Genomic DNA, 18645 nt, shown 5'->3' on the forward strand with positions numbered 1-18645 from the left:
TGTAGCTTGCCGCTCGTGGCTAGACTTTCTTGTACAGCTGACTGCCTTCCTTCCTGAACCGCTCGGCCTGTTCCGCCAGGCCCTGGGCGACATCCACGTCGACCGCGTCGATCCGCTGGTTGGCCGCGTATTCGCGGACTTCCTGAGTGATCTTCATCGAGCAGAATTTCGGCCCGCACATCGAACAGAAATGCGCGACCTTCGCCGAATCCTTCGGCAGGGTTTCATCGTGATACGAACGGGCGGTGTCCGGGTCCAGACCGAGGTTGAACTGGTCTTCCCAGCGGAATTCGAAACGCGCCTTGCTCAAGGCGTTGTCGCGGATCTGCGCGCCCGGGTGCCCCTTGGCCAAATCCGCCGCATGGGCCGCGATCTTGTAGGTGATGATCCCGGTCTTCACGTCATCCTTGTTTGGCAGGCCCAAGTGTTCCTTCGGCGTCACGTAGCAGAGCATCGCGCAACCGAACCAGCCGATCATCGCCGCACCGATGCCGGAGGTGATGTGGTCGTAACCTGGTGCGATGTCGGTGGTCAGCGGGCCGAGAGTGTAGAACGGCGCCTCGTCGCAGCACTCCAGCTGCTTGTCCATGTTCTCCTTGATCAACTGCATCGGCACGTGGCCGGGGCCTTCGATCATGCATTGCACGTCGTGCTTCCAGGCGATCTTGGTCAGCTCGCCGAGGGTCTCCAGTTCGCCGAATTGCGCTTCGTCGTTGGCGTCGGCAATCGAGCCCGGACGCAGACCGTCGCCCAGCGAGAAGCTGACGTCGTAGGCCTTCATGATTTCGCAGATTTCGTCGAAGTGGGTGTAGAGGAAGTTCTCTTTGTGGTGCGCCAGGCACCACTTGGCCATGATCGAACCGCCACGGGACACAATGCCGGTCACACGTTTGGCGGTCAGCGGCACGTAGCGCAGCAACACGCCGGCGTGGATGGTGAAGTAGTCGACTCCCTGCTCCGCCTGCTCGATCAGCGTGTCGCGGAACAGCTCCCAGGTCAGGTCTTCGGCGACGCCATTCACTTTTTCCAGCGCCTGATAAATCGGCACGGTGCCGATCGGAACCGGCGAGTTACGGATGATCCACTCGCGGGTTTCGTGGATGTGCTTGCCGGTGGACAAGTCCATCACCGTGTCCGAACCCCAGCGAATACCCCAGGTCAGTTTCGCCACTTCTTCTTCGATGGACGAACCCAGCGCGCTGTTGCCGATATTGCCGTTGATCTTCACCAGGAAGTTGCGGCCGATGATCATCGGTTCCAGCTCGACGTGGTTGATGTTGGCCGGAATGATCGCGCGACCACGGGCGATTTCTTCGCGCACGAATTCAGGGGTGATTTCATTCGGGATGCTCGCGCCGAAGCTGTGGCCGGCGTGCTGCTGCTTCAACAGGCCGGCAGCGCGGGCCTCTTGCAGCTTCATGTTTTCGCGGATGGCGACGTATTCCATCTCGGCGGTGATGATGCCTTTGCGCGCGTAGTGCATCTGGCTGACGTTGGCCCCGGCCTTGGCGCGGCGCGGGTTGTTGACGTGAGCGAAACGCAGTTTGGTCAGCTCAGGATCGGCCAGACGCTCCTGACCGAAATTCGAGCTCAGGCCTGGCAGGCGCTCGGTGTCGCCACGGTCGTCGATCCACGCCGAACGTACGTCGCCCAGGCCTTTGCGCACGTCGATCACCACATTCGGATCGGTGTAAGGGCCGGAGGTGTCGTAGACGGTGACCGGCGCGTTGATTTCGCCGCCGAAGTCGGTCGGGGTCACATCGAGGGTGATTTCGCGCATCGGCACGCGGATGTCCGGGCGGGAGCCCTGAACGTAGACTTTTTGCGAACGGGTGAACGGTTGAACCGACTGCTCGTCGACCTTGGCCGAGTCACTCAGGTTGATCGCATTTTTAGATTTTGTAGTCATCACGGGCTCTCCAGACAGCATCCAGGCAGTGGATTGTCGGAGCAGAACCTGAAAGGCACGGACGCACCAGGACTGGTGCTGTGCATCGTCGTCGAGCGTTCGATTGTCGAACAATATCCCGGACGAAGCACAAGAGGACTCGCCGGGTGACGAGAAATCTTGTTCCCTACGCAGGCGCTAACCTGATCAGGTTCAACGGGATCCGAAATTATTCGATCTCAGCCTCATAGCAAGGCACCCCGACAAGAACCCGGCCAGTCTAGACACAACCGGCAAAGAACGCCAACACCGTGGCAAACACCATGATGAATGGCGCAATTGGCAGATTGTTGCCTGCCGCCGGCGCTACTACACTCGCTACGCCATGCTGCGCCTTGACGCTGCATGGGCCGCGCCTTACCTTTGGCGCCCGGATTATTTCCATAATATTCATGCTAGGGATCGCCTCATGCTGCGCAAACTCTCACTGGCTGTCGCCGTGTCTTGTGCGTCCACCGCAACGGCCTGGGCAGCAGAAGCGCCTTTATCGACCAGGACCGATCTGGTCAGCGTTTATCAGGAAGCCGTCGACAACAACGCCGACCTGGCCGCCGCCCGCGCCCAGTACGGTGCGCAGAAAGAAGTGGTGCCCCAGGCCCGCGCCGGGCTGCTGCCGAACCTGTCGGGCGGCGCTGAAGTCGCCAATGTGCGCACCTCGATCGACCAGCCCTCGGCCATCGCCAATCGCAGCGCGCACTCCTATCAGGCGACGCTGGCGCAACCGCTGTTCCGCGCCGATCGCTGGTTCCAGTACCAGGCCGCCAAGGACGTCAATGAGCAGGCCGCGCTGCAACTCTCGGCCACCGAGCAGAACCTGATCCTGCAAACCGCCGAAAGCTACTTCAACGTGCTGCGCAGCCAGGACAACCTGGCCTCGACCAAGGCCGAGGAAGCCGCGTTCAAGCGCCAGCTCGACCAGTCCAACGAGCGCTTCGATGTGGGTCTGTCGGACAAGACCGACGTGCTGCAATCGCAAGCCAGCTACGACACCGCGCGGGCCAACCGGATCGTCGCCCAGCGTCAGGTCGATGATGCGTTCCAAGCGCTGATCACCCTGACCAACCGCCAGTACAACTCGATCCAGGGCATCGTCCACACGTTGCCGATCCTGCCGCCGGCGCCGAACGACGCCAAGGCCTGGGTCGATACCGCCGCGAAACAGAACCTCAATCTGCTGGCCAGCAACTACGCGGTCAGCTCCGCCGAACAGACCCTGAAACAGCGCAAGGCAGGCCACCTGCCGACCCTCGACGCGGTGGCCAAATACGAAAAAGGCGACAACGACGCCCTCGGCTTCTCCAACCCGAACGCGTTCGGTACGCCGTACAGTGGCAACGTCGAGCAGAGCACCGTGGGCCTGCAACTGAACATCCCGATCTACAGTGGCGGATTGACCAGCTCCCAGGTGCGCGAGTCCTACTCGCGGCTGGACCAGACCGAGCAGCAGCGTGAAGGCCTGCGCCGGCAAGTGGTGGAGAACACCCGCAACCTGCACCGCGCGGTGAACACCGACGTCGAGCAGGTGCAGGCGCGCCGCCAGTCGATCATCTCCAACCAGAGCGCGGTGGAAGCCACGGAAATCGGTTACCAGGTGGGGACGCGCAACATCGTCGATGTGCTCGACGCCCAGCGTCAGCTCTACACCTCGGTGCGCAACTACAACAACACCCGCTACGACTACATCCTCGACAACCTGCGTCTGAAGCAGGCAGCGGGGACATTGAACCCAGGCGACCTGCAGGATCTGACGCGTTATCTGAAGGCCGACTACAACCCGGACAAGGATTTCCTGCCGCCGGATCTGGCCAAGGCTGCGGAAGCCCAGCTCAAGGCCCGGCCTTAAACAAAAAACGCAGCCCCGAGGCTGCGTTTTTTTATGCGCGGTCGATCAACCTTCCCAGGCCATCGAGCAAGCGCTGCAACGCGCCCTGATTGCGGCGCATCACGCTCAGCCCGGCATCGGCCATGCGCTGTGCGTCGCGCGGCAGTTCGAACAGACGCTGCACTTCTATCGCCAGACCTTCGGCATCATCCACCTCGGCCAAGGCTCCGGCGCTGCGCAGTTGCGCGGCGATGTCGAGGAAGTTGAACAGATGCGGTCCGCTGATCACCGGTTTCGCCAGCGCCGCCGGCTCCAGCAGATTGTGCCCGCCGTTGGCTACCAGACTGCCGCCGACGAACGCGCTGTCGGCCAAGGCATAGAGAAACAGCAATTCGCCCATGGTGTCGCCGAGCAGCACCGAAGTCTGTGCATCGACGCTCGCGCCGGTCGAACGACGCACCGTGGCGAAACCTTCGCGTTGGCACAACTCGAACACCGAATTGAAACGCTCGGGGTGACGCGGCACCAGAATCAGCAGTGCATCGGGATGGTTGGCCAGCAAACGGCGATGGGCATTCAGCACCACTTCGTCTTCGCCTTCATGGGTGCTGGCGGCGATCCACACCGGGCGCTCCAGCGCCTGCCATTGGCCGCGCAGTTCAGCGGCGCGTTGCAGCAGTTGCGGGTCGATGGTCAGGTCGAACTTGATCGAGCCGGTGACTTCAACTGTCTCCGCACGCGCACCGAGATCACGGAAGCGCTGGGCTTCGGCCTCGGTCTGCACGGCGAACAGGCTCATCTCGGCGAGCATCGGCGCGGTCAGTTTGCTGAAGCGGCCATAGCCTTTGGCCGAACGCTCGGACAGGCGTCCGTTGGCCAGCGCCACCGGAATCCCGCGTTTGGCGCATTGGTGAATGTGGTTGGGCCAAAGCTCGGTTTCCATGATCACTGCCAGTTTCGGCTGCACGCGATCCAGAAAACGCGCCGCCGCGCAGGGCAAGTCGTAAGGCAGGTAGCAATGCTGGATGCGCGGCTCGTTGGCGAACATTGCGTGAATGCGTTCCGACCCGGTCGGCGTCATGCAGGTCACGGTGATCGGCAGTTGTGGATAACGTTGCAGCAGCGCACGGATCATCGGCGCAGCCGCGATGCTCTCGCCCACCGAGACGGCGTGAACCCAGATACCTCCGGGCTGCAGAGTCGGCATGCCGTAGGAGAAACGTTCGCCAATCCGCTTGGCATACGCCGGCGCCTTGCGCGAGCGCAGCCACAGCCGAATCGCCACCAATGGCAGCCCCAGGTAAAACAGCGCGGTGTAGAGAGTTCTATTCATGGCGGCGGAGTTTATCGGCTTTTGCCGCCGATCGCCCGCAGGTGTATGGCAAATCGCTCCGCCAGCCAGCGCGCCGCCGGTCCAAGCGGTTCATCACGGCGCCAGACCAGTTCCACCACCAGCGCCGGCGGCGTCCATTCGCTGTCCAGTTCCACCATCAGGCCCTGATACGCCGAGTACTGCACCACGTGGCGCGGCAGCCAGGCCCAGCCGAGGTCACGCACCAGCCATTCGGCCATCACGTAGAAACTGTCAGCGCGCCAGACCTGCGGACTGGCCGGTTCGTTGCCGGGATAAATGCTGGTCTGGGTCGACATCAACAACTGCCGATGCTGCGCCAGTTGCTGGCAGGTGACGTAAGCCTGCGCTGCCAAGGGATGGTTGACGCCGCAGACCGTGACCATTTCCACACTGCCCAGCACCCGGCGCTCCAGCGCTTCAGGGATTTCATCGTGATAGAACAGCAGCCCGAGATCGGCCCGGCGCTCCACCAGTTTGCGTGAAACCTCACCTTGGGCGGCGCTGGTCAGTTGGACTTCCAGACTGGGAAACTGCTCGGCCAGGGCGGCGAAGCTTTCCACCAGCGCCTGATAGGGCATCGCCTCATCCTGGGCCACCCGCAGCTGCGCTTCCTGCCCGCGCATCATGGCCACGGCCCGGCCGTTCAGGCGCTCGCACTGGCGTAACACTTCACGCGCCTCCTCCAGCAACGCCTCCCCCGCTTCGGTAAGACTCGGCTGACGGCCGCTGCTACGCTCGAACAGACTGACACCGAGGTCGTCCTCGAGCATGGCAATCGCGCTGCTGATCGCCGACTGTGCCTTACGCTGCTGACGTGCCACGGCGGAAAACGAGCGCTGCTCGGCAACGCCGACAAACACCCGCAACTGCTCCAGATTCCATTGCATGCTCATCAGGCCAACCCATCTCTTAAACAGATAGGTAATGACTTTACCCCATCTGGGGAGTCACTAGAATGCCGCCTCAGAAAGCAATGCTACACACGAGGATTTGAACATGAACGCTTACGTCTACCTGGCCATCGCCATCTGTGCCGAAGTGATCGCGACCGTTTCGATGAAAGCCGTCAAAGGCTTCAGCACGCCATTGCCACTGGTGCTGGTCATCGTCGGCTACGCCATTGCGTTCTGGATGCTGACCCTGGTGGTACGCAGCGTGCCGGTGGGCGTGGCCTACGCGGTGTGGGCCGGCATGGGCATCGTGATGGTCAGTGTCGCGGCGCTGTTCATCTACGGGCAGAAGCTAGATATCCCGGCGATGCTCGGAATGGCGCTGATCGTGCTCGGCGTGGTGGTGATTCAACTGTTCTCGAAAACCGCCGGCCATTAACAGCAGCGACAGGCTTCAAGCCACAAGCTGCAAGCCAAGCCAAGCCAAGCCGATTTTTCCCCTTCGGGTTGCAGCTTGCAGCTTGAAGCTTGAAACTTGCGGCTTATTTGAGCCTTGAGGTCGTTGCATGCCATCTCCAATTTCCACCGACGTGCTGATTGTCGGCGCGGGTGTCGCCGGTCTCTGGCTGAACGCGCGCCTGCGTCGCCAGGGTTTCTCGACCGTGCTGGTGGAAAGTGCCAGCCTCGGCGGCGGGCAGAGTGTGAAGTCCCAGGGCATCATCCACGGCGGCGCCAAGTACGCGCTGCACGGTGCGCTGACCGGTGCCTCGGAAGCCATCGCCGACATGCCGCGCCGCTGGCGTGAAGCCCTGGCCGGCAACGGCGAACTGGACCTGACCGGCGTGCGCCTGTTGTCCGAAGCCCATTACCTGTGGTCGCCGGGCACACTGGCCGGCAATCTGACCAGTTTCTTCGCCAGCAAAGCGGTGCGTGGCCGGGTCGATCAGGTCAAGGGCGATCAACTGCCGCCGGCCCTGCAAGACAAACGCTTCAAGGGCAAGGTCTACCGTCTCGCCGAGCTGGTGATCGACGTGCCAAGCCTGATCCAGCGTCTGGCGGATTTGTCGGGTGACGGTCTGCTCGCCGGCCACGACATCGAGCCGTTACTGGAAAGCGGTGTGCTGGTCGGTCTGAAAGTCGATGGCCGTGAGATTCGTGCCCAGCGCATCGTCCTCAGCGCCGGTGCCGGTACCGCCGACCTGCTGACTGCTTTGGGCCTGACTCATCCGGCCATGCAACGCCGGCCGCTGCACATGATCATCGCCAAGGGCCCGGGCCTGAAGCCGCTGTACGCGCACTGCCTCGGTGGCGGCACCAAACCGCGCATCACCGTGACCACCCACCCTGCCGCTGACGGTCAGTGGGTCTGGTATCTGGGCGGCGACATTGCCGAATCCGAAGGCGTGGCCCGTGAGCCGGCCGAACAGATCGCCACCGCCCAGAAAGAACTTGGCCAGTTGTTGCCATGGATCGACCTGAGCACCGTGCAATGGGCGACCCTGCGCGTCGATCGCGCCGAACCGCTGCAAACCGGTCTTACCCGCCCGGACAACGCGTTCCTCGCCGAAGAAGGTCGCCTGCTGGTCGGCTGGCCAACCAAGCTCGCATTGGCCCCGGACTTCGCTGACCGGGTGATTGCCTCCCTGGAACGCGACGGCATCCAGCCAAGCCACGCAGCTCCGTTGCCCGAGCTGCCAAAACCACCGATGGGCGTTCCCGCCTGGGAGCAACTGCTGCCATGAGCCTGCCGACCCTGCACGATTTGCATCGCCCGCTGGGCAGCACCGGGCTGCTGGTCTCGCCGCTGGGCCTGGGCACCGTCAAACTCGGCCGCGACCAGGGTGTGAAATATCCCAACGGTTTCCAGATCCCCGACGACGACGCTGCGCGCATGCTGCTCAAGCAGGCGCGGGAGCTGGGCATCAACCTGATCGACACCGCCCCGGCCTATGGCCGCAGCGAAGAACGCCTCGGCCCACTGCTGCGCGGTCAGCGTCAGGACTGGGTGATCGTCAGCAAGGTCGGCGAAGAATTCGTCGACGGCCAGTCGAGTCACGACTTCAGCGCCGCTCACACGCGGATGTCGGTGGAGCGCAGCCTGCAACGTCTTGAAACCGATTTTATCGACCTGGTGCTGGTGCACTCCGATGGCAACGATCTGGCGATCCTCAACGACAGCGAAGTCTACGCAACCCTCGCGGCGCTGAAGGCCGAGGGCAAGATTCGCGGCTTCGGTTTTTCCGGCAAAACCGTCGACGGTGGCCTCAAAGCACTGGAGCAAGGCGACTGCGCGATGGTCACCTACAATCTGAACGAACAAAACGAGAAGGCGGTCATTGACTATGCTGCTGCCCACGGCAAAGCCATTCTGGTGAAGAAGGCCCTGGCCAGCGGTCATGTGTGCCTGAGTCCCGGCGTGGATCCGGTGCGCGCCAGCTTCGAGTTGCTGTTCGCCCAGCCCGGCGTGGCCAGTGCCATTGTCGGGACGATCAATCCGCTGCACCTCGCCCACAACGTTGCGACCGTTGCCCAGGTCCTTCGTGGTCACTGACGCCGCCTCGCGGCCTTAAGCAGGAGCCGACATGCCGCGTACGCTCATCAGAAAGAACCCGAGCAACTTCAAGACGCTGCCGCTGTTCGTCGAAGCCACGCCGGAAGGCCTGACCTACCAGAGCGTGGGCATGCCGTTGAATTTCGCCCAGACCCTGCAGCGGCGCAAGCCGGTCAGCGTGGCCGATGCCGAGCGCTTTGCGCTGGAGCTGGCCAACCTCGGCGTCTCGGTGCGCCTGACCCTGCACTGGCAGAATCGCGATTATTGGGTGCTGGTACGCCAGCGGCGGCAGGATCGCGGTGATGTGGTGCTCAAACTGATCTCCGGCTACGTACCGGCGCATGAACTGAATATCCCGCTGCACACGGCCATCCAGGAGATTGCCGAAGAATGCCTGCTGGAAACACCGGAAGGCTGGCTCGGCGGGCGTTTCAACGACACCTGGCTGCCGGCGCCGTACTCATCGGCGCTGCATTATCGCGAGGCCCTGCCCTTTCGCCTGACGCCGCTGTCCGGCTCGGCGCGGCCGGTGCGCTGCGCCAATCTGCAATTGCTCGAACGGCCGAGGGCTTACGTGCACTTGCCGACCGCGTCCCTGCAATTGATCTACGACCTGCGGCTGGACGTGCCCAAGGAAGCCAAGAACCTCAGCCTGTTCCATGTCGATGAACGACTGGAAGGCGATCAACTGGTCGCCCGGCTCGACCGCAAGCGCCCCGATCTGTACTTGATGCCGTTGCAGGACGGCGAACCGCTGCCTGAGTTGTATACGCTGAAGAAAGGTCAGTTGTACCCGGCGGGCACTCGCGGTCTTTATCTGGCGGAAAGTTTCGCCCGGCAGGACGGCTGGCTGGTGCGCGATGAGCGGATTCGCTGGAAAGACTGGCTGCGCCAGCAGGGTTTGACGCCGCCACCCAAGGACACGGGGCTGGCGCGCTTGCGCGGCAAGGCCAGGCAATTGCTGAAGAAGATCGTGCCGCGCAAGAAAGTGAATTCCTGAACGGCAAAAGACCGCGCCTGCGAGTAACTCCGGAGAGTCGTCGCAGGCGCGGTCTATATGTTTGCATCACTCGGACTTGCGGATTTTTTCCACAATCGCCGTGGTCGAGCTGTTTTCCACCAGCCCCAGCACTTTAACGGTGCCGCCGTAGGCTTTGACGATATCGGCGCCGACAACCTGGTCGATGCCATAGTCGCCGCCCTTCACCAACACGTCCGGCTTGACCTCGCGCAGCAGGTTTTCCGGGGTGCCTTCAGCGAAGCTGATGACCCAGTCCACCGCGCCGAGACCGGCGAGAACCGCCATGCGCCGGTCTACGCTGTTGATCGGCCGGCCCGGCCCTTTCAGGCGGCTGACCGAAGCATCGTCGTTGATCGCGACGATCAGCCGATCGCCCTGCGCTCGCGCCTGCTCGAGGTAGGTCACGTGGCCGGCATGCAGGATGTCGAAGCAGCCATTGGTGAACACGATCCGCTCGTTGTGCGCCCGGGCATCGGCAACTGCCAGCAGCAGTTGCTCCAGCCCCAGCACGCCACGCTCGGAACCTTCTTCACGCTGAATGGCGCGACGCAGTTCCGGGGCGCTGATCGCCGCCGTACCCAGCTTGCCGACCACGATGCCCGCTGCCAGGTTGGCCAGCGCTACCGCGTGCGGCAGTTCTTCACCGGCAGCAATCGCGGCTGCCAAGGTAGAAATCACCGTGTCGCCGGCACCGGTCACGTCGAACACTTCACGGGCCCGCGCAGGCAAATGCAGGGCCGGATGATCCGGACGCAGCAGGGTCATGCCGTGTTCGCCACGGGTGACCAGCAGCGCGCCGAGATCCAGGTCATGCATCAGCGTCGCGCCCTTGGCCACCAGCTCGTGCTCATCGGCGCAACCGCCGACGATGGCTTCGAATTCGCTGAGGTTCGGGGTGATCAGGCTCGCGCCACGGTAGATCGAGAAATCCTTGCCCTTCGGGTCGGCCAGCACCGGAATGCCTTTGGCACGAGCGGCCCGGATCAGCGCCTGATGGTTTTTCAGGGCACCTTTGCCGTAGTCGGACAGCACCAGCACCTTGATGCCTTCGAGCAGATCATCGACCTGCGCGCCGAGGGCCAGGGCGTCGGTGGCGAACGGTTCTTCGAAGTCGATACGCAGCAATTGCTGGTGCCGGCTCATGACCCGCAGCTTGACGATGGTCGGCTGGTGCGCGATGCGTTGAAACAAGGCTCGCACGCCCGCACCCTTGAGGCTGTTGCTCAGGCTGTCGGCGGCTTCGTCGTCACCGGTCACACCGACCAGCGACGCCGGCGCACCCAGCGCGGCAATGTTCAAGGCAACGTTGGCGGCACCGCCCGGACGGTCTTCGATTTGCTCGACTTTAACGACAGGAACCGGCGCCTCAGGGGAAATCCGTGAGGTACCACCATGCCAGTAACGGTCGAGCATGACATCGCCGACCACCAAGACAGGGGCTTGATCGAATCGCGGCATGGACAACTTCATGGAGCAACCCACATACAAAATGAACAGGGGCGCGATATTAACACAGGGTTGGCGAAGGCTTGTGCGGTGGCTGCAACAGGATGAAACAGCTGGCTTTTTTGCTCATTTTTTAAGCAGAAAAGTTGCCAACCGCTCGCAGGCTTCGCTCAACTCGAGGGCTTGCGTGTCGATCCGGCACTCCGCCGCCAACGGCGCCTCGTAAGGGCTGTCGATACCAGTGAAATGCTGGATACGGCCCTGACGTACGGCCTGATACAAGCCTTTAGGATCACGACGCTCACACTCTTTGAGCGAAGTGCTCACATGCACTTCGATGAAGTCGCCCTCGGCAAACAGTTGCCGCGCAGCGTCTCGCTCGGCACGAAATGGCGAGATCGCTGCGACGATGACAATCAGGCCGGCATCGACCATCAGCCGGGCGACTTCCGCCATGCGCCGGATGTTTTCCCGGCGGCCGGCATCGTCCATGCCCAGATCACGACACAATCCGTTGCGTACGTTGTCGCCATCGAGCAGAAATGTGTGCAGCCCGAACTGATGCAAGTGCAGGTCCAGCGAATTGGCCAGGGTTGACTTGCCGGCGCCGGACAGTCCGGTCAGCCACAGGCAACGCGGCCGCTGCCCCTTGAGCGCGGCTCGCGCCTGGCGAGACAGCGCAAGGCTATAGGGGCTGATGACAGGCAGTGTCGCCAGACTGCGCAGAGCCTCATTCATAACCGAGCAACTCGTAGTCACGCTGATAGGCCCGACGCACCAGCCGACGGGTTCGCGCCGAGCAGAACTCCCGCGCCTTCCGCGGTTGGCGCTGCCGGGAGCTGTTGACGTGCGGCAACTGACACACCATCCCCAAGCGCTCGCAGACCTGTTTGAAATCCTGCTCGAGATGCTCCTGGTAACCGATGAAGTCCAGGGCCAGATGCCCCAGTGAATCGGTGAGAAAGTCGGTTTGCGCAGCAAAGTGCAGCTGCCGCGAAATCGTCTCCGGGTGCAGCCAGCGTGCGACAAAGTCATCAAAATCCCGATACTGCCGAACCATCTGCTGAGCGGCATGATCGCGCCCGCTCAAGGTGTTGCCATGCAAAAAGGCGTAAGCCGAATAGGCGCGCTCCAGCGGGTCGCGCACAAAGGCGAACTTGTAGGCGGCGGCATATTGCTCGGGAAATTGCTCTTCGTACCAGTACAACGGCAAGTGTCCCGGACGCCAGCCGTCGAACATCGCCGCACACAAGCTGCTGCCGGCGCATTTGGGCACGTGGATAAACAGACAGTCGCGCTGCTCGAAGGCAGCGGGAAACGCCAGACTGGCCGACATCGACTTGTTCACCACTTGCCGGTCGACCACCGACAGGCGCCCCAGCAGAAAGGCCCGCTGCGGCTTGGGCAGCAATTTCCACAGATAACGTTGCAGCATGCCAGCACCCGCGCGAAGAGGATGGCCCCTTCGATTGAAGTCAGAGTTCGTTCAGGAACCTTAACAAGCGCGACGGCCGGTTTTATGCCGGTTTGGTCAAGAAGGGTAAAGGACTGGATACAAATGAATGTGCGAGCGAGCCTGCTCGCGATGACGCATGCACCTTCAACATTGATGTTGACTGTTGCACCGCTGTCGCGAGCAGGCCCGCTCTCACAGGGTTTTCCGGGGGATCAGGCGATGTCTTCGGCCGGGGCGTCGAGACCCATGGCATTGAGACGGGCGTAGTAGCCGTTCTGTGCCAGCAGGTCGTCGTGGGTGCCGCGCTCGACGATCCGGCCCTGATCCATGACCAGAATCAGGTCGGCTTTCTCGATGGTCGACAGACGGTGAGCGATCACCAGCGTGGTACGGCCCTTCATCACTTGATCCAGGGCGGCTTGAATGTGTCGCTCGGATTCGGTGTCGAGGGCCGAGGTGGCCTCGTCGAGAATCAGCAGCGGCGCGTTCTTGAGCAAGGCCCGGGCAATCGCCAGACGCTGGCGCTGGCCGCCGGAAAGCAGCACGCCGTTCTCGCCGACCTGAGTGTCCAGGCCTTCGGGCAGTTGCGAAATGAAGTCCATCGCGTAGGCATCACGCGCTGCTTTTTCGATGTCTTCGCGCGGTGCCCCTGCCAGATCGCCATAGGCGATATTGTTGGCCACGGTGTCGCTGAACAGCGTGACGTGCTGGGTGACCTGGGCAATGTGGCGACGCAGATTGAGCAGCTTGTATTGCTCGACTTCCACACCGTCGATCAGGATCTCGCCCTTGTCGTGGTGATAGAAGCGCGGGATCAGGTTGGCCAGGGTCGACTTGCCGCTGCCCGAACGCCCCACCAGCGCCACCATCTGCCCCGGCTCGACCGAGAAACTGATGTCATCGAGCACCTGACGCTCGGTGCCCGGATAGGTGAAGCTCAGGTTGCGTACATCGAGGCGACCGCTGACCGAGTCGCGCTCGACCGTGCCGGTATCGACTTCCGGCTCGACGTCCAGTTGCTCGAAAATGCTTTCGGCCCCGGCCACGCCTTTCTGGATGGTCGAACTGACTTCGGACAACTGACGGATCGGTTTGGGCAGCAGGCCCGCGAGCGTGATGTAGGCGACCATGTCACCGGCCGAGGCGTCGCCGCGAAGGTACAGCACGAGGAACATCAGGATCGCCATGGCGCTGTAGATCACCAGTTGCAGCAACGGCGTGTAGATAGCCCCGGTGCGGGTCATGCGCAGCTGCTTGTCGGTATTGCCCTGGCTGGCATCGAGGAAGCGCTTTTCCTCGTAGGCTTCGCCGCCAAAGCTGCGTACCACGCGATAGCCCTGAATGGTTTCCGACGCCACGTGGGTCACGTCGCCCATGGCCAGCTGGATTTTCTTGCTCTGCTTGCGGAATTTCTTGCTGGCGGTGCGCACCATCACGGCGATCAGCGGCAGGATCGCAACCATCACCAGCGTCAGCTTCCAGTTCATGAACAGCAGGGAGGCGAACAGGAAGATCACCGTCATGCCTTCACGGATTACGACCTTGATCGCATCTGTTGCCGCCCCCGTGACCATTGTCACGTTGAAGGTGATGCGCGAAATCAGGTGACCGGAGTTATGCTTGTCGAAATAACGGTTGGGCAGGACCAGCAGGTTGTTGAAGAGCTGTACCCGCAGGTCATGCACCAGGCCCAGGGAAACCTTGGCCAGGAAATAGTTGCCCAGATAAGATCCCAGCCCCTGCCAGGCGGCGATCAGGATGATCAGCAGCGGTACGGCCTGCAGCAGTTGCAGGTCGCGCAGGTAAGGCACGGTGGGAAACAGTACTGCCTCGGGATTGGACAGACCGTCGACAAAGTACTTGAGGATGTAGCCGAGCATCGGCTGGGTCGAGGCAAAAATCAGAAAACCGACGATGCTGATCAGGAACAGACTGATGTACGGCCGGACATAGCCGAGCAGGCGGAAGTAGATTTTCAAGCTCGAAGGGCTTGCGGCGGGACTGGAGTCGGTCATATCACGCGAAAGTCGATAAAAAGGACGCTGACTTTAGCACAGCTTCTTCAGGGTTCTGGCAATCGGCCAAAGGCTGTTATTGTTATGCGTCTTTTTCAGCGTCAAATAGCCATCATCGAAATGGCCGATCAACTTCAGGATTGAATCTCTCAGCATGCAACTTCGCGGCTTCAGCAGTACGTCCAATCGAATTTTCGATTTCATCAGCCTGTGGATACTTCCCGTCGGCTACTTCCTGCTCTTGTGCGCGCTGTTTTTCCTGCCGGGTCGCAGTATTCATCACAAGCTGTTTTACGGTTTGTTCAGCATTCCGACGCTGATTGCACTGTGCCTGCGCCCCAGGGAACTCAAGGAAATGCTGCGTGAGCCAGTATTCATTGCGTTGCTGCTGTTTGCCGCCTGGGCACTGCTGAGCCTTTGCTGGGGGCCGCAGGGGGAGCCGATAGGCGGCATGTTCAAACCCCCGCTGCATACCCTGATGCTGTTCGCCGGGTGTTTCCTGCTGGTTCGTTACCGCAGCGACATTCTTTCGCCATTACTGTTCGGCGCCGCGCTGGTGGCCCTGGTCGCAACGATCATTTTCCTGATTCCATTCGTGCTCCACTCTGCACCCGGCGAGCGCCTGATCGGCGGCGGCGCGTTTGACAACCCGTTGCTCAGCTCCCATCTGTTCGGATTTTTCTGCGCCTACTGGCTCAGCCTGAGCATGACCTGCAAGAATCGCCGGCTGTACTGGCTCAGCATCCCCGCGATGCTGATCATGTTCATGGCCGTGATCGGGACCGGCTCGCGCACCCCGCTGGTGGCGCTGACCATGGCGGCATTGTGGCTGAGCCTGATTTGCTGGAACCGACGCTCGCTGGTGCTGCTGGGGACATTGGCGGTCGCTGGTGCAGCCGTGTCGGTGCTGTTCTCGAAGATGATCATCGAACGCGGTGACTCCTACCGTTTCGAAATCTGGCAGCAAGCCCTGGAAAAAATCGCCGAACACCCATGGATCGGCCACGGCTACAACGCAGCACTGGCGATTGACCCGGGTGTCGGTTACAACTTTCAGGAACCGCACAGTTTTGCGCTGGGCGTGCTTTATTACGTCGGCATCCTCGGCATGCTGCCCTGGCTGTTTTTTCAGGCCTGGGGGTTGCTGAGCAGTTGGCGCCAGCGCGTGCAGCCGCTGCTGATCATCGCCTCGACCTGGCTGGTCTTCGGCATCGGTGCCGGACTGACCGAGGGTGGCGGGATCATCTCGAGACCCAAGGAGCACTGGTTCCTGCTGTGGATTCCGCTGGCACTGATTGCAGCCCTGAGCATCAATCAGCGTGCCCGACGCCTTTTGACAATGCCGGTCCGGAGGCTTTCGGCATCCGCGCTGCAACAGCTGAGTACTGACGCTCAGGTGATTGAAGAGGACGGCCTGGGGCCGAAGGTGCTGCGCCTGTCCGATGGCAGCTTTCTCAAGCTGTTTCGCCGCCGCCGCTGGTATACCTCGGGCAGTTTCAACCCGTATTCCGAGCGGTTTGCCGTCAACAGCGAGCAGTTGCGCCGGATGGGCATTCCCACGCCCCAGGTGCTGAACCTGTATCGCCTCGACGACGGCAGCAGTGCCGTACATTACACGCCGCTGCCAGGCCATACCCTGCGCCAGGTCTTGCAGGGAATCACCGCGCCGGCCGTGCGACAGGCGCTGGTGGAGCGTTTTGGCAAATTCATGGCCGGCCTGCATGAGCAGGGTGTGTATTTCCGCTCGCTGCATCTGGGCAATGTGCTGGTGCTGGAGGATGGCGAGTTCGGGCTGATCGATCTGGCCGACCTGCGGATCTACCCTTCACCCCTCAGCCTGTCACTGCGCCAGCGTAATCTGCGCCACATGCAACGCTACACCGTCGACAAACGCTGGCTGTTCGAGGATCACCTCGAAGCGCTGCTCCAGGGGTACGCCGTAACGGCGTCGAAATCCGCCGTAGACAATCTGCACAGGCAAGTGCTGGCCGGCAACACGCCGGCTCGGGTTCATTGATGATTCAGACCAGTCCGTTCATTGCGCCGGCCGCCTATCTGCTGGCCACCGTCACCGCCGCGTTGCTGCTGCGGGCCGTGCCGAAAATCGCACGCCATCTGCAGCATTCGGGTGAAAGCCGCTATGCCAGCATCGATGGCCTGCGCGGCTATCTGGCATTCGGTGTATTCGTGCATCACTCGATCATTACCTGGATCTTTCTGCGCACGGGCGTGTTCGAGTTTCCGCCGAGCAATTTCTACTCGATGCTGGGCCAGGGCAGCGTGGCCCTGTTCTTCATGATTACCGGTTTTCTGTTCTGGAGTCGTCTGTTGGCCCAGGGCCGTCAGCACGACTGGCTGGCCTTCGGTATTTCGCGAGTGTTCCGGTTGTATCCGCTGTATCTGCCATTGATGCTGGCGGTGTTCGTCACCGTGTTCTACCTGCAGGACTGGCAACTGAAGGAGCCGGTGTCACAGCTGTTCAAACAGGGCCTGCTGTGGCTGACGTTCGATCGCCCCGACGTCAACCAGTATCCGCAAACCGGCATGCTGATCTCCAACGTCACCTGGACGCTGGCCTATGAAGTGTTTTTCTATCTGGCGCTGCCACTGGCGGCCCTGGTATTCGTCTATCGCGGCAACTGGCTGCAAGTAGTGCTGTGCCTGATCGGGATTTACGCGCTGTACCAGTTGGTCGGCTGGGAGCATTCGCTCAAGAAGCATTTCCTGGCCAGTTTTCTCGGCGGAATTGCCGCCGCCTATTGGGTCCGGCGCCCGCAGCTGGTGGCCTGGAGCCGCACGACGCTGGCCAGCGTAATTGCCCTGGTGGCGCTGGCATTGGCGTTCACCGTGTTCAACCGGGCGTTCAAAACCGCTCCGCTGTTTCTGCTGTCGCTGTTTTTTGTGATCGTGGCTTCGGGCAACACCCTGTTCGGCGCCTTGAAACCGCGCAGCATCCGCTGGCTGGGGGAGATCAGCTACAGCACTTACCTGCTCCATGGTTTCGTGCTCTGGCTGATGGTTCAGCGCCTGCCGCTGGCGCTGGACCTCGATGCCCGTGAGACCTGGGTTTACCTGCCGTTGATGGCTGCCTGCACGTGCCTGTTGATTCTGATCAGCAGCGCGACATTCCTTTACATCGAGCAACCCGGCATGAATGCGGGCAGGAACGTGGTGCAATGGATTCGCCAGCGTCAGAAAGGCAGCAAGAAACTGTCGGAAAAAGTCGCTCGCTGACCGCGAGCGACAACGACCTCAGTCCTTTTCCAGCGGCGAGAACAGCAACCGGCCCAAACCGCGCCAGGTCTTCTTGTTCCAGGCCTTGAAAGGAATCTGCGCCAGCAGCTCCCGCGCCAGTTTGCGATCGCGGTTGGCGGTTTTCAGGAACATCGAGTTGAGCGACTTGTAGCGCACTTCGTCGTACAGCGGATGATCGCTGAACAGCGCATAGGTGCGCAGAATGTTTTCGATCATGAAACGGTGGTTCTTGTAGGAATTGGTGGCGTGCTTGCGATAGCGCGCCATCACCACGTTCAGGCCATCGATGAAGTACCCGGCGCGGGTCACTTTCAGCTCGATGTACAGATCTTCAAGACGAATCGTCGGGTCGAACCCGCCCACCTTGTCCAGCGCCTCACGGCGGATCATCAGGGTCGGCGCCGGCGGATACGGTTTGCGCTCCAGGAACATGTCATCAAAATCCAGGCGCCGGAACGGCACGTCCCGGCGCTGACGCTTTTCCGGATAGAGATTGCCGTCGGCGTCCATCAGCTCGATGTTGCCGGCGCAGATGCCCACTTCCGGTTTGCCGTCCATATAGGCGACCTGGGTGGCGATCCGGTCCGGGTACATGATGTCGTCGGAGCCGAACGGTACGATCAGGCTGCCTTTGGCCCGCGCGATGGCGCCGTTGAGCGTATTGGTCAGGCCCTGGTTCTGCTGCACCCGGAAATCGAAGCCGTGCTTTTCCTGCAAGGCCTTGATGCGCTCGACGCTGTCGTCCTTCGAACCGTCGTCGATCACCAGCAGCTCGATGTTCCGGTAGGTCTGATTGATGACACTGAGGATGCTTTCCTCGATGTACGGCCCGTGGTTGTAGGACGCGATGATGACGGTGACCAGGGGCTGGGCACCGCTCAGGGCAC

General features: G+C 61.6%; 15 protein-coding genes and 1 riboswitch. Of the genes, 7 read left to right on the forward strand and 8 right to left on the reverse strand.

All coding sequences use genetic code 11. The annotated features are described in order from the left end of the window. Positions 1 to 19 precede the first annotated feature (19 nt). The gene (thiC, locus tag AC07Y2_RS18545) at positions 20 to 1909 is read right to left on the reverse strand and encodes a phosphomethylpyrimidine synthase ThiC (protein WP_103386582.1); all 1890 of its coding nucleotides are present in this window, start codon (positions 1907 to 1909) and stop codon (positions 20 to 22) included. Between the two features lie 146 nt (positions 1910 to 2055). Further along, positions 2056 to 2161: riboswitch (TPP riboswitch) on the reverse strand. A gap of 196 nt (positions 2162 to 2357) precedes the next feature. On the opposite strand from thiC, the gene AC07Y2_RS18550 reads away from it, so the two are divergent. Beyond that, positions 2358 to 3791: a TolC family outer membrane protein gene (locus tag AC07Y2_RS18550; RefSeq protein WP_039766588.1), complete on the forward strand. Its 1434-nt coding sequence runs from the start codon at positions 2358 to 2360 to the stop codon at positions 3789 to 3791. A gap of 31 nt (positions 3792 to 3822) precedes the next feature. On the opposite strand, the gene waaA is transcribed toward AC07Y2_RS18550, so the two are convergent. Continuing rightward, positions 3823 to 5103, reverse strand: coding sequence for a lipid IV(A) 3-deoxy-D-manno-octulosonic acid transferase (waaA, locus tag AC07Y2_RS18555; RefSeq protein ID WP_103386581.1), 1281 nt, complete (start codon positions 5101 to 5103; stop codon positions 3823 to 3825). Between the two features lie 11 nt (positions 5104 to 5114). Then, positions 5115 to 6017, reverse strand: a complete 903-nt coding sequence (locus tag AC07Y2_RS18560) for a LysR family transcriptional regulator (protein WP_039766582.1) — start codon at positions 6015 to 6017, stop codon at positions 5115 to 5117. A 103-nt stretch (positions 6018 to 6120) separates the two neighbouring features. On the opposite strand from AC07Y2_RS18560, the gene AC07Y2_RS18565 reads away from it, so the two are divergent. From AC07Y2_RS18565 to AC07Y2_RS18580, 4 genes are all read left to right on the forward strand, one after another. Then, positions 6121 to 6453 (forward strand): DMT family transporter, encoded by a 333-nt coding sequence (locus tag AC07Y2_RS18565; RefSeq protein WP_007952237.1) that lies wholly within the window; start codon positions 6121 to 6123, stop codon positions 6451 to 6453. A gap of 127 nt (positions 6454 to 6580) precedes the next feature. Further along, on the forward strand, positions 6581 to 7756 hold the full coding sequence (locus tag AC07Y2_RS18570; RefSeq protein WP_103386580.1) for an NAD(P)/FAD-dependent oxidoreductase: 1176 nt from the start codon (positions 6581 to 6583) through the stop codon (positions 7754 to 7756). Next, entirely contained in the window at positions 7753 to 8565 is an 813-nt protein-coding gene (locus AC07Y2_RS18575) for an aldo/keto reductase (protein ID WP_103386579.1), read from the forward strand. Before AC07Y2_RS18570 ends, AC07Y2_RS18575 begins: the two co-directional genes overlap by 4 nt. Before the next feature lie 31 nt (positions 8566 to 8596). Beyond that, a complete protein-coding gene (locus tag AC07Y2_RS18580) occupies positions 8597 to 9565 on the forward strand; it encodes a metal ABC transporter ATPase (protein ID WP_074689616.1) in 969 nt (322 codons plus the stop codon). Positions 9566 to 9631: 66 nt separating this feature from the next. Here the strand turns inward: AC07Y2_RS18580 and hldE are convergent, their stop codons facing one another. The 4 genes from hldE to msbA form a co-directional block, all read right to left on the reverse strand. Beyond that, positions 9632 to 11056 carry a bifunctional D-glycero-beta-D-manno-heptose-7-phosphate kinase/D-glycero-beta-D-manno-heptose 1-phosphate adenylyltransferase HldE gene (hldE, locus tag AC07Y2_RS18585; RefSeq protein ID WP_039766576.1) on the reverse strand — a complete coding sequence of 475 codons (1425 nt, stop codon included), beginning with the start codon at positions 11054 to 11056 and terminating at the stop codon, positions 9632 to 9634. Between the two features lie 102 nt (positions 11057 to 11158). Continuing rightward, positions 11159 to 11770 carry an adenylyl-sulfate kinase gene (cysC, locus tag AC07Y2_RS18590; protein ID WP_039766574.1) on the reverse strand — a complete coding sequence of 204 codons (612 nt, stop codon included), beginning with the start codon at positions 11768 to 11770 and terminating at the stop codon, positions 11159 to 11161. Next, on the reverse strand, positions 11763 to 12467 hold the full coding sequence (locus tag AC07Y2_RS18595) for a sulfotransferase family 2 domain-containing protein (protein WP_103386577.1): 705 nt from the start codon (positions 12465 to 12467) through the stop codon (positions 11763 to 11765). The genes cysC and AC07Y2_RS18595 overlap by 8 nt, the downstream gene beginning before the upstream one ends. A gap of 233 nt (positions 12468 to 12700) precedes the next feature. Beyond that, a complete protein-coding gene (msbA, locus tag AC07Y2_RS18600; protein ID WP_039766570.1) occupies positions 12701 to 14503 on the reverse strand; it encodes a lipid A export permease/ATP-binding protein MsbA in 1803 nt (600 codons plus the stop codon). A gap of 154 nt (positions 14504 to 14657) precedes the next feature. On the opposite strand from msbA, the gene AC07Y2_RS18605 reads away from it, so the two are divergent. Both AC07Y2_RS18605 and AC07Y2_RS18610 read left to right on the forward strand, forming a co-directional pair. After that, entirely contained in the window at positions 14658 to 16520 is a 1863-nt protein-coding gene (locus tag AC07Y2_RS18605) for a bifunctional O-antigen ligase/aminoglycoside phosphotransferase family protein (protein ID WP_103386576.1), read from the forward strand. Next, the gene (locus AC07Y2_RS18610; protein ID WP_085667713.1) at positions 16520 to 17737 is read left to right on the forward strand and encodes an acyltransferase family protein; all 1218 of its coding nucleotides are present in this window, start codon (positions 16520 to 16522) and stop codon (positions 17735 to 17737) included. The genes AC07Y2_RS18605 and AC07Y2_RS18610 overlap by 1 nt, the downstream gene beginning before the upstream one ends. A gap of 18 nt (positions 17738 to 17755) precedes the next feature. Here AC07Y2_RS18610 and AC07Y2_RS18615 read toward each other — a convergent pair whose 3' ends face one another. Next, positions 17756 to 18640, reverse strand: coding sequence for a glycosyltransferase (locus AC07Y2_RS18615; RefSeq protein WP_103386603.1), 885 nt, complete (start codon positions 18638 to 18640; stop codon positions 17756 to 17758). Positions 18641 to 18645 lie beyond the last annotated feature (5 nt).

Source organism: Pseudomonas sp. GW456-12-1-14-TSB6, assembly GCF_059424205.1.

What these genes read in the sequence shown, in the direction of transcription:
- thiC (WP_103386582.1), bottom strand. Translation starts at nt 1,909, where the DNA reads ATGACTACAAAATCTAAAAATGCGATCAACCTGAGTGACTCGGCCAAG.
- AC07Y2_RS18550 (WP_039766588.1), top strand. Translation starts at nt 2,358, where the DNA reads ATGCTGCGCAAACTCTCACTGGCTGTCGCCGTGTCTTGTGCGTCCACC.
- waaA (WP_103386581.1), bottom strand. Translation starts at nt 5,103, where the DNA reads ATGAATAGAACTCTCTACACCGCGCTGTTTTACCTGGGGCTGCCATTG.
- AC07Y2_RS18560 (WP_039766582.1), bottom strand. Translation starts at nt 6,017, where the DNA reads ATGAGCATGCAATGGAATCTGGAGCAGTTGCGGGTGTTTGTCGGCGTT.
- AC07Y2_RS18565 (WP_007952237.1), top strand. Translation starts at nt 6,121, where the DNA reads ATGAACGCTTACGTCTACCTGGCCATCGCCATCTGTGCCGAAGTGATC.
- AC07Y2_RS18570 (WP_103386580.1), top strand. Translation starts at nt 6,581, where the DNA reads ATGCCATCTCCAATTTCCACCGACGTGCTGATTGTCGGCGCGGGTGTC.
- AC07Y2_RS18575 (WP_103386579.1), top strand. Translation starts at nt 7,753, where the DNA reads ATGAGCCTGCCGACCCTGCACGATTTGCATCGCCCGCTGGGCAGCACC.
- AC07Y2_RS18580 (WP_074689616.1), top strand. Translation starts at nt 8,597, where the DNA reads ATGCCGCGTACGCTCATCAGAAAGAACCCGAGCAACTTCAAGACGCTG.
- hldE (WP_039766576.1), bottom strand. Translation starts at nt 11,056, where the DNA reads ATGAAGTTGTCCATGCCGCGATTCGATCAAGCCCCTGTCTTGGTGGTC.
- cysC (WP_039766574.1), bottom strand. Translation starts at nt 11,770, where the DNA reads ATGAATGAGGCTCTGCGCAGTCTGGCGACACTGCCTGTCATCAGCCCC.
- AC07Y2_RS18595 (WP_103386577.1), bottom strand. Translation starts at nt 12,467, where the DNA reads ATGCTGCAACGTTATCTGTGGAAATTGCTGCCCAAGCCGCAGCGGGCC.
- msbA (WP_039766570.1), bottom strand. Translation starts at nt 14,503, where the DNA reads ATGACCGACTCCAGTCCCGCCGCAAGCCCTTCGAGCTTGAAAATCTAC.
- AC07Y2_RS18605 (WP_103386576.1), top strand. Translation starts at nt 14,658, where the DNA reads ATGCAACTTCGCGGCTTCAGCAGTACGTCCAATCGAATTTTCGATTTC.
- AC07Y2_RS18610 (WP_085667713.1), top strand. Translation starts at nt 16,520, where the DNA reads ATGATTCAGACCAGTCCGTTCATTGCGCCGGCCGCCTATCTGCTGGCC.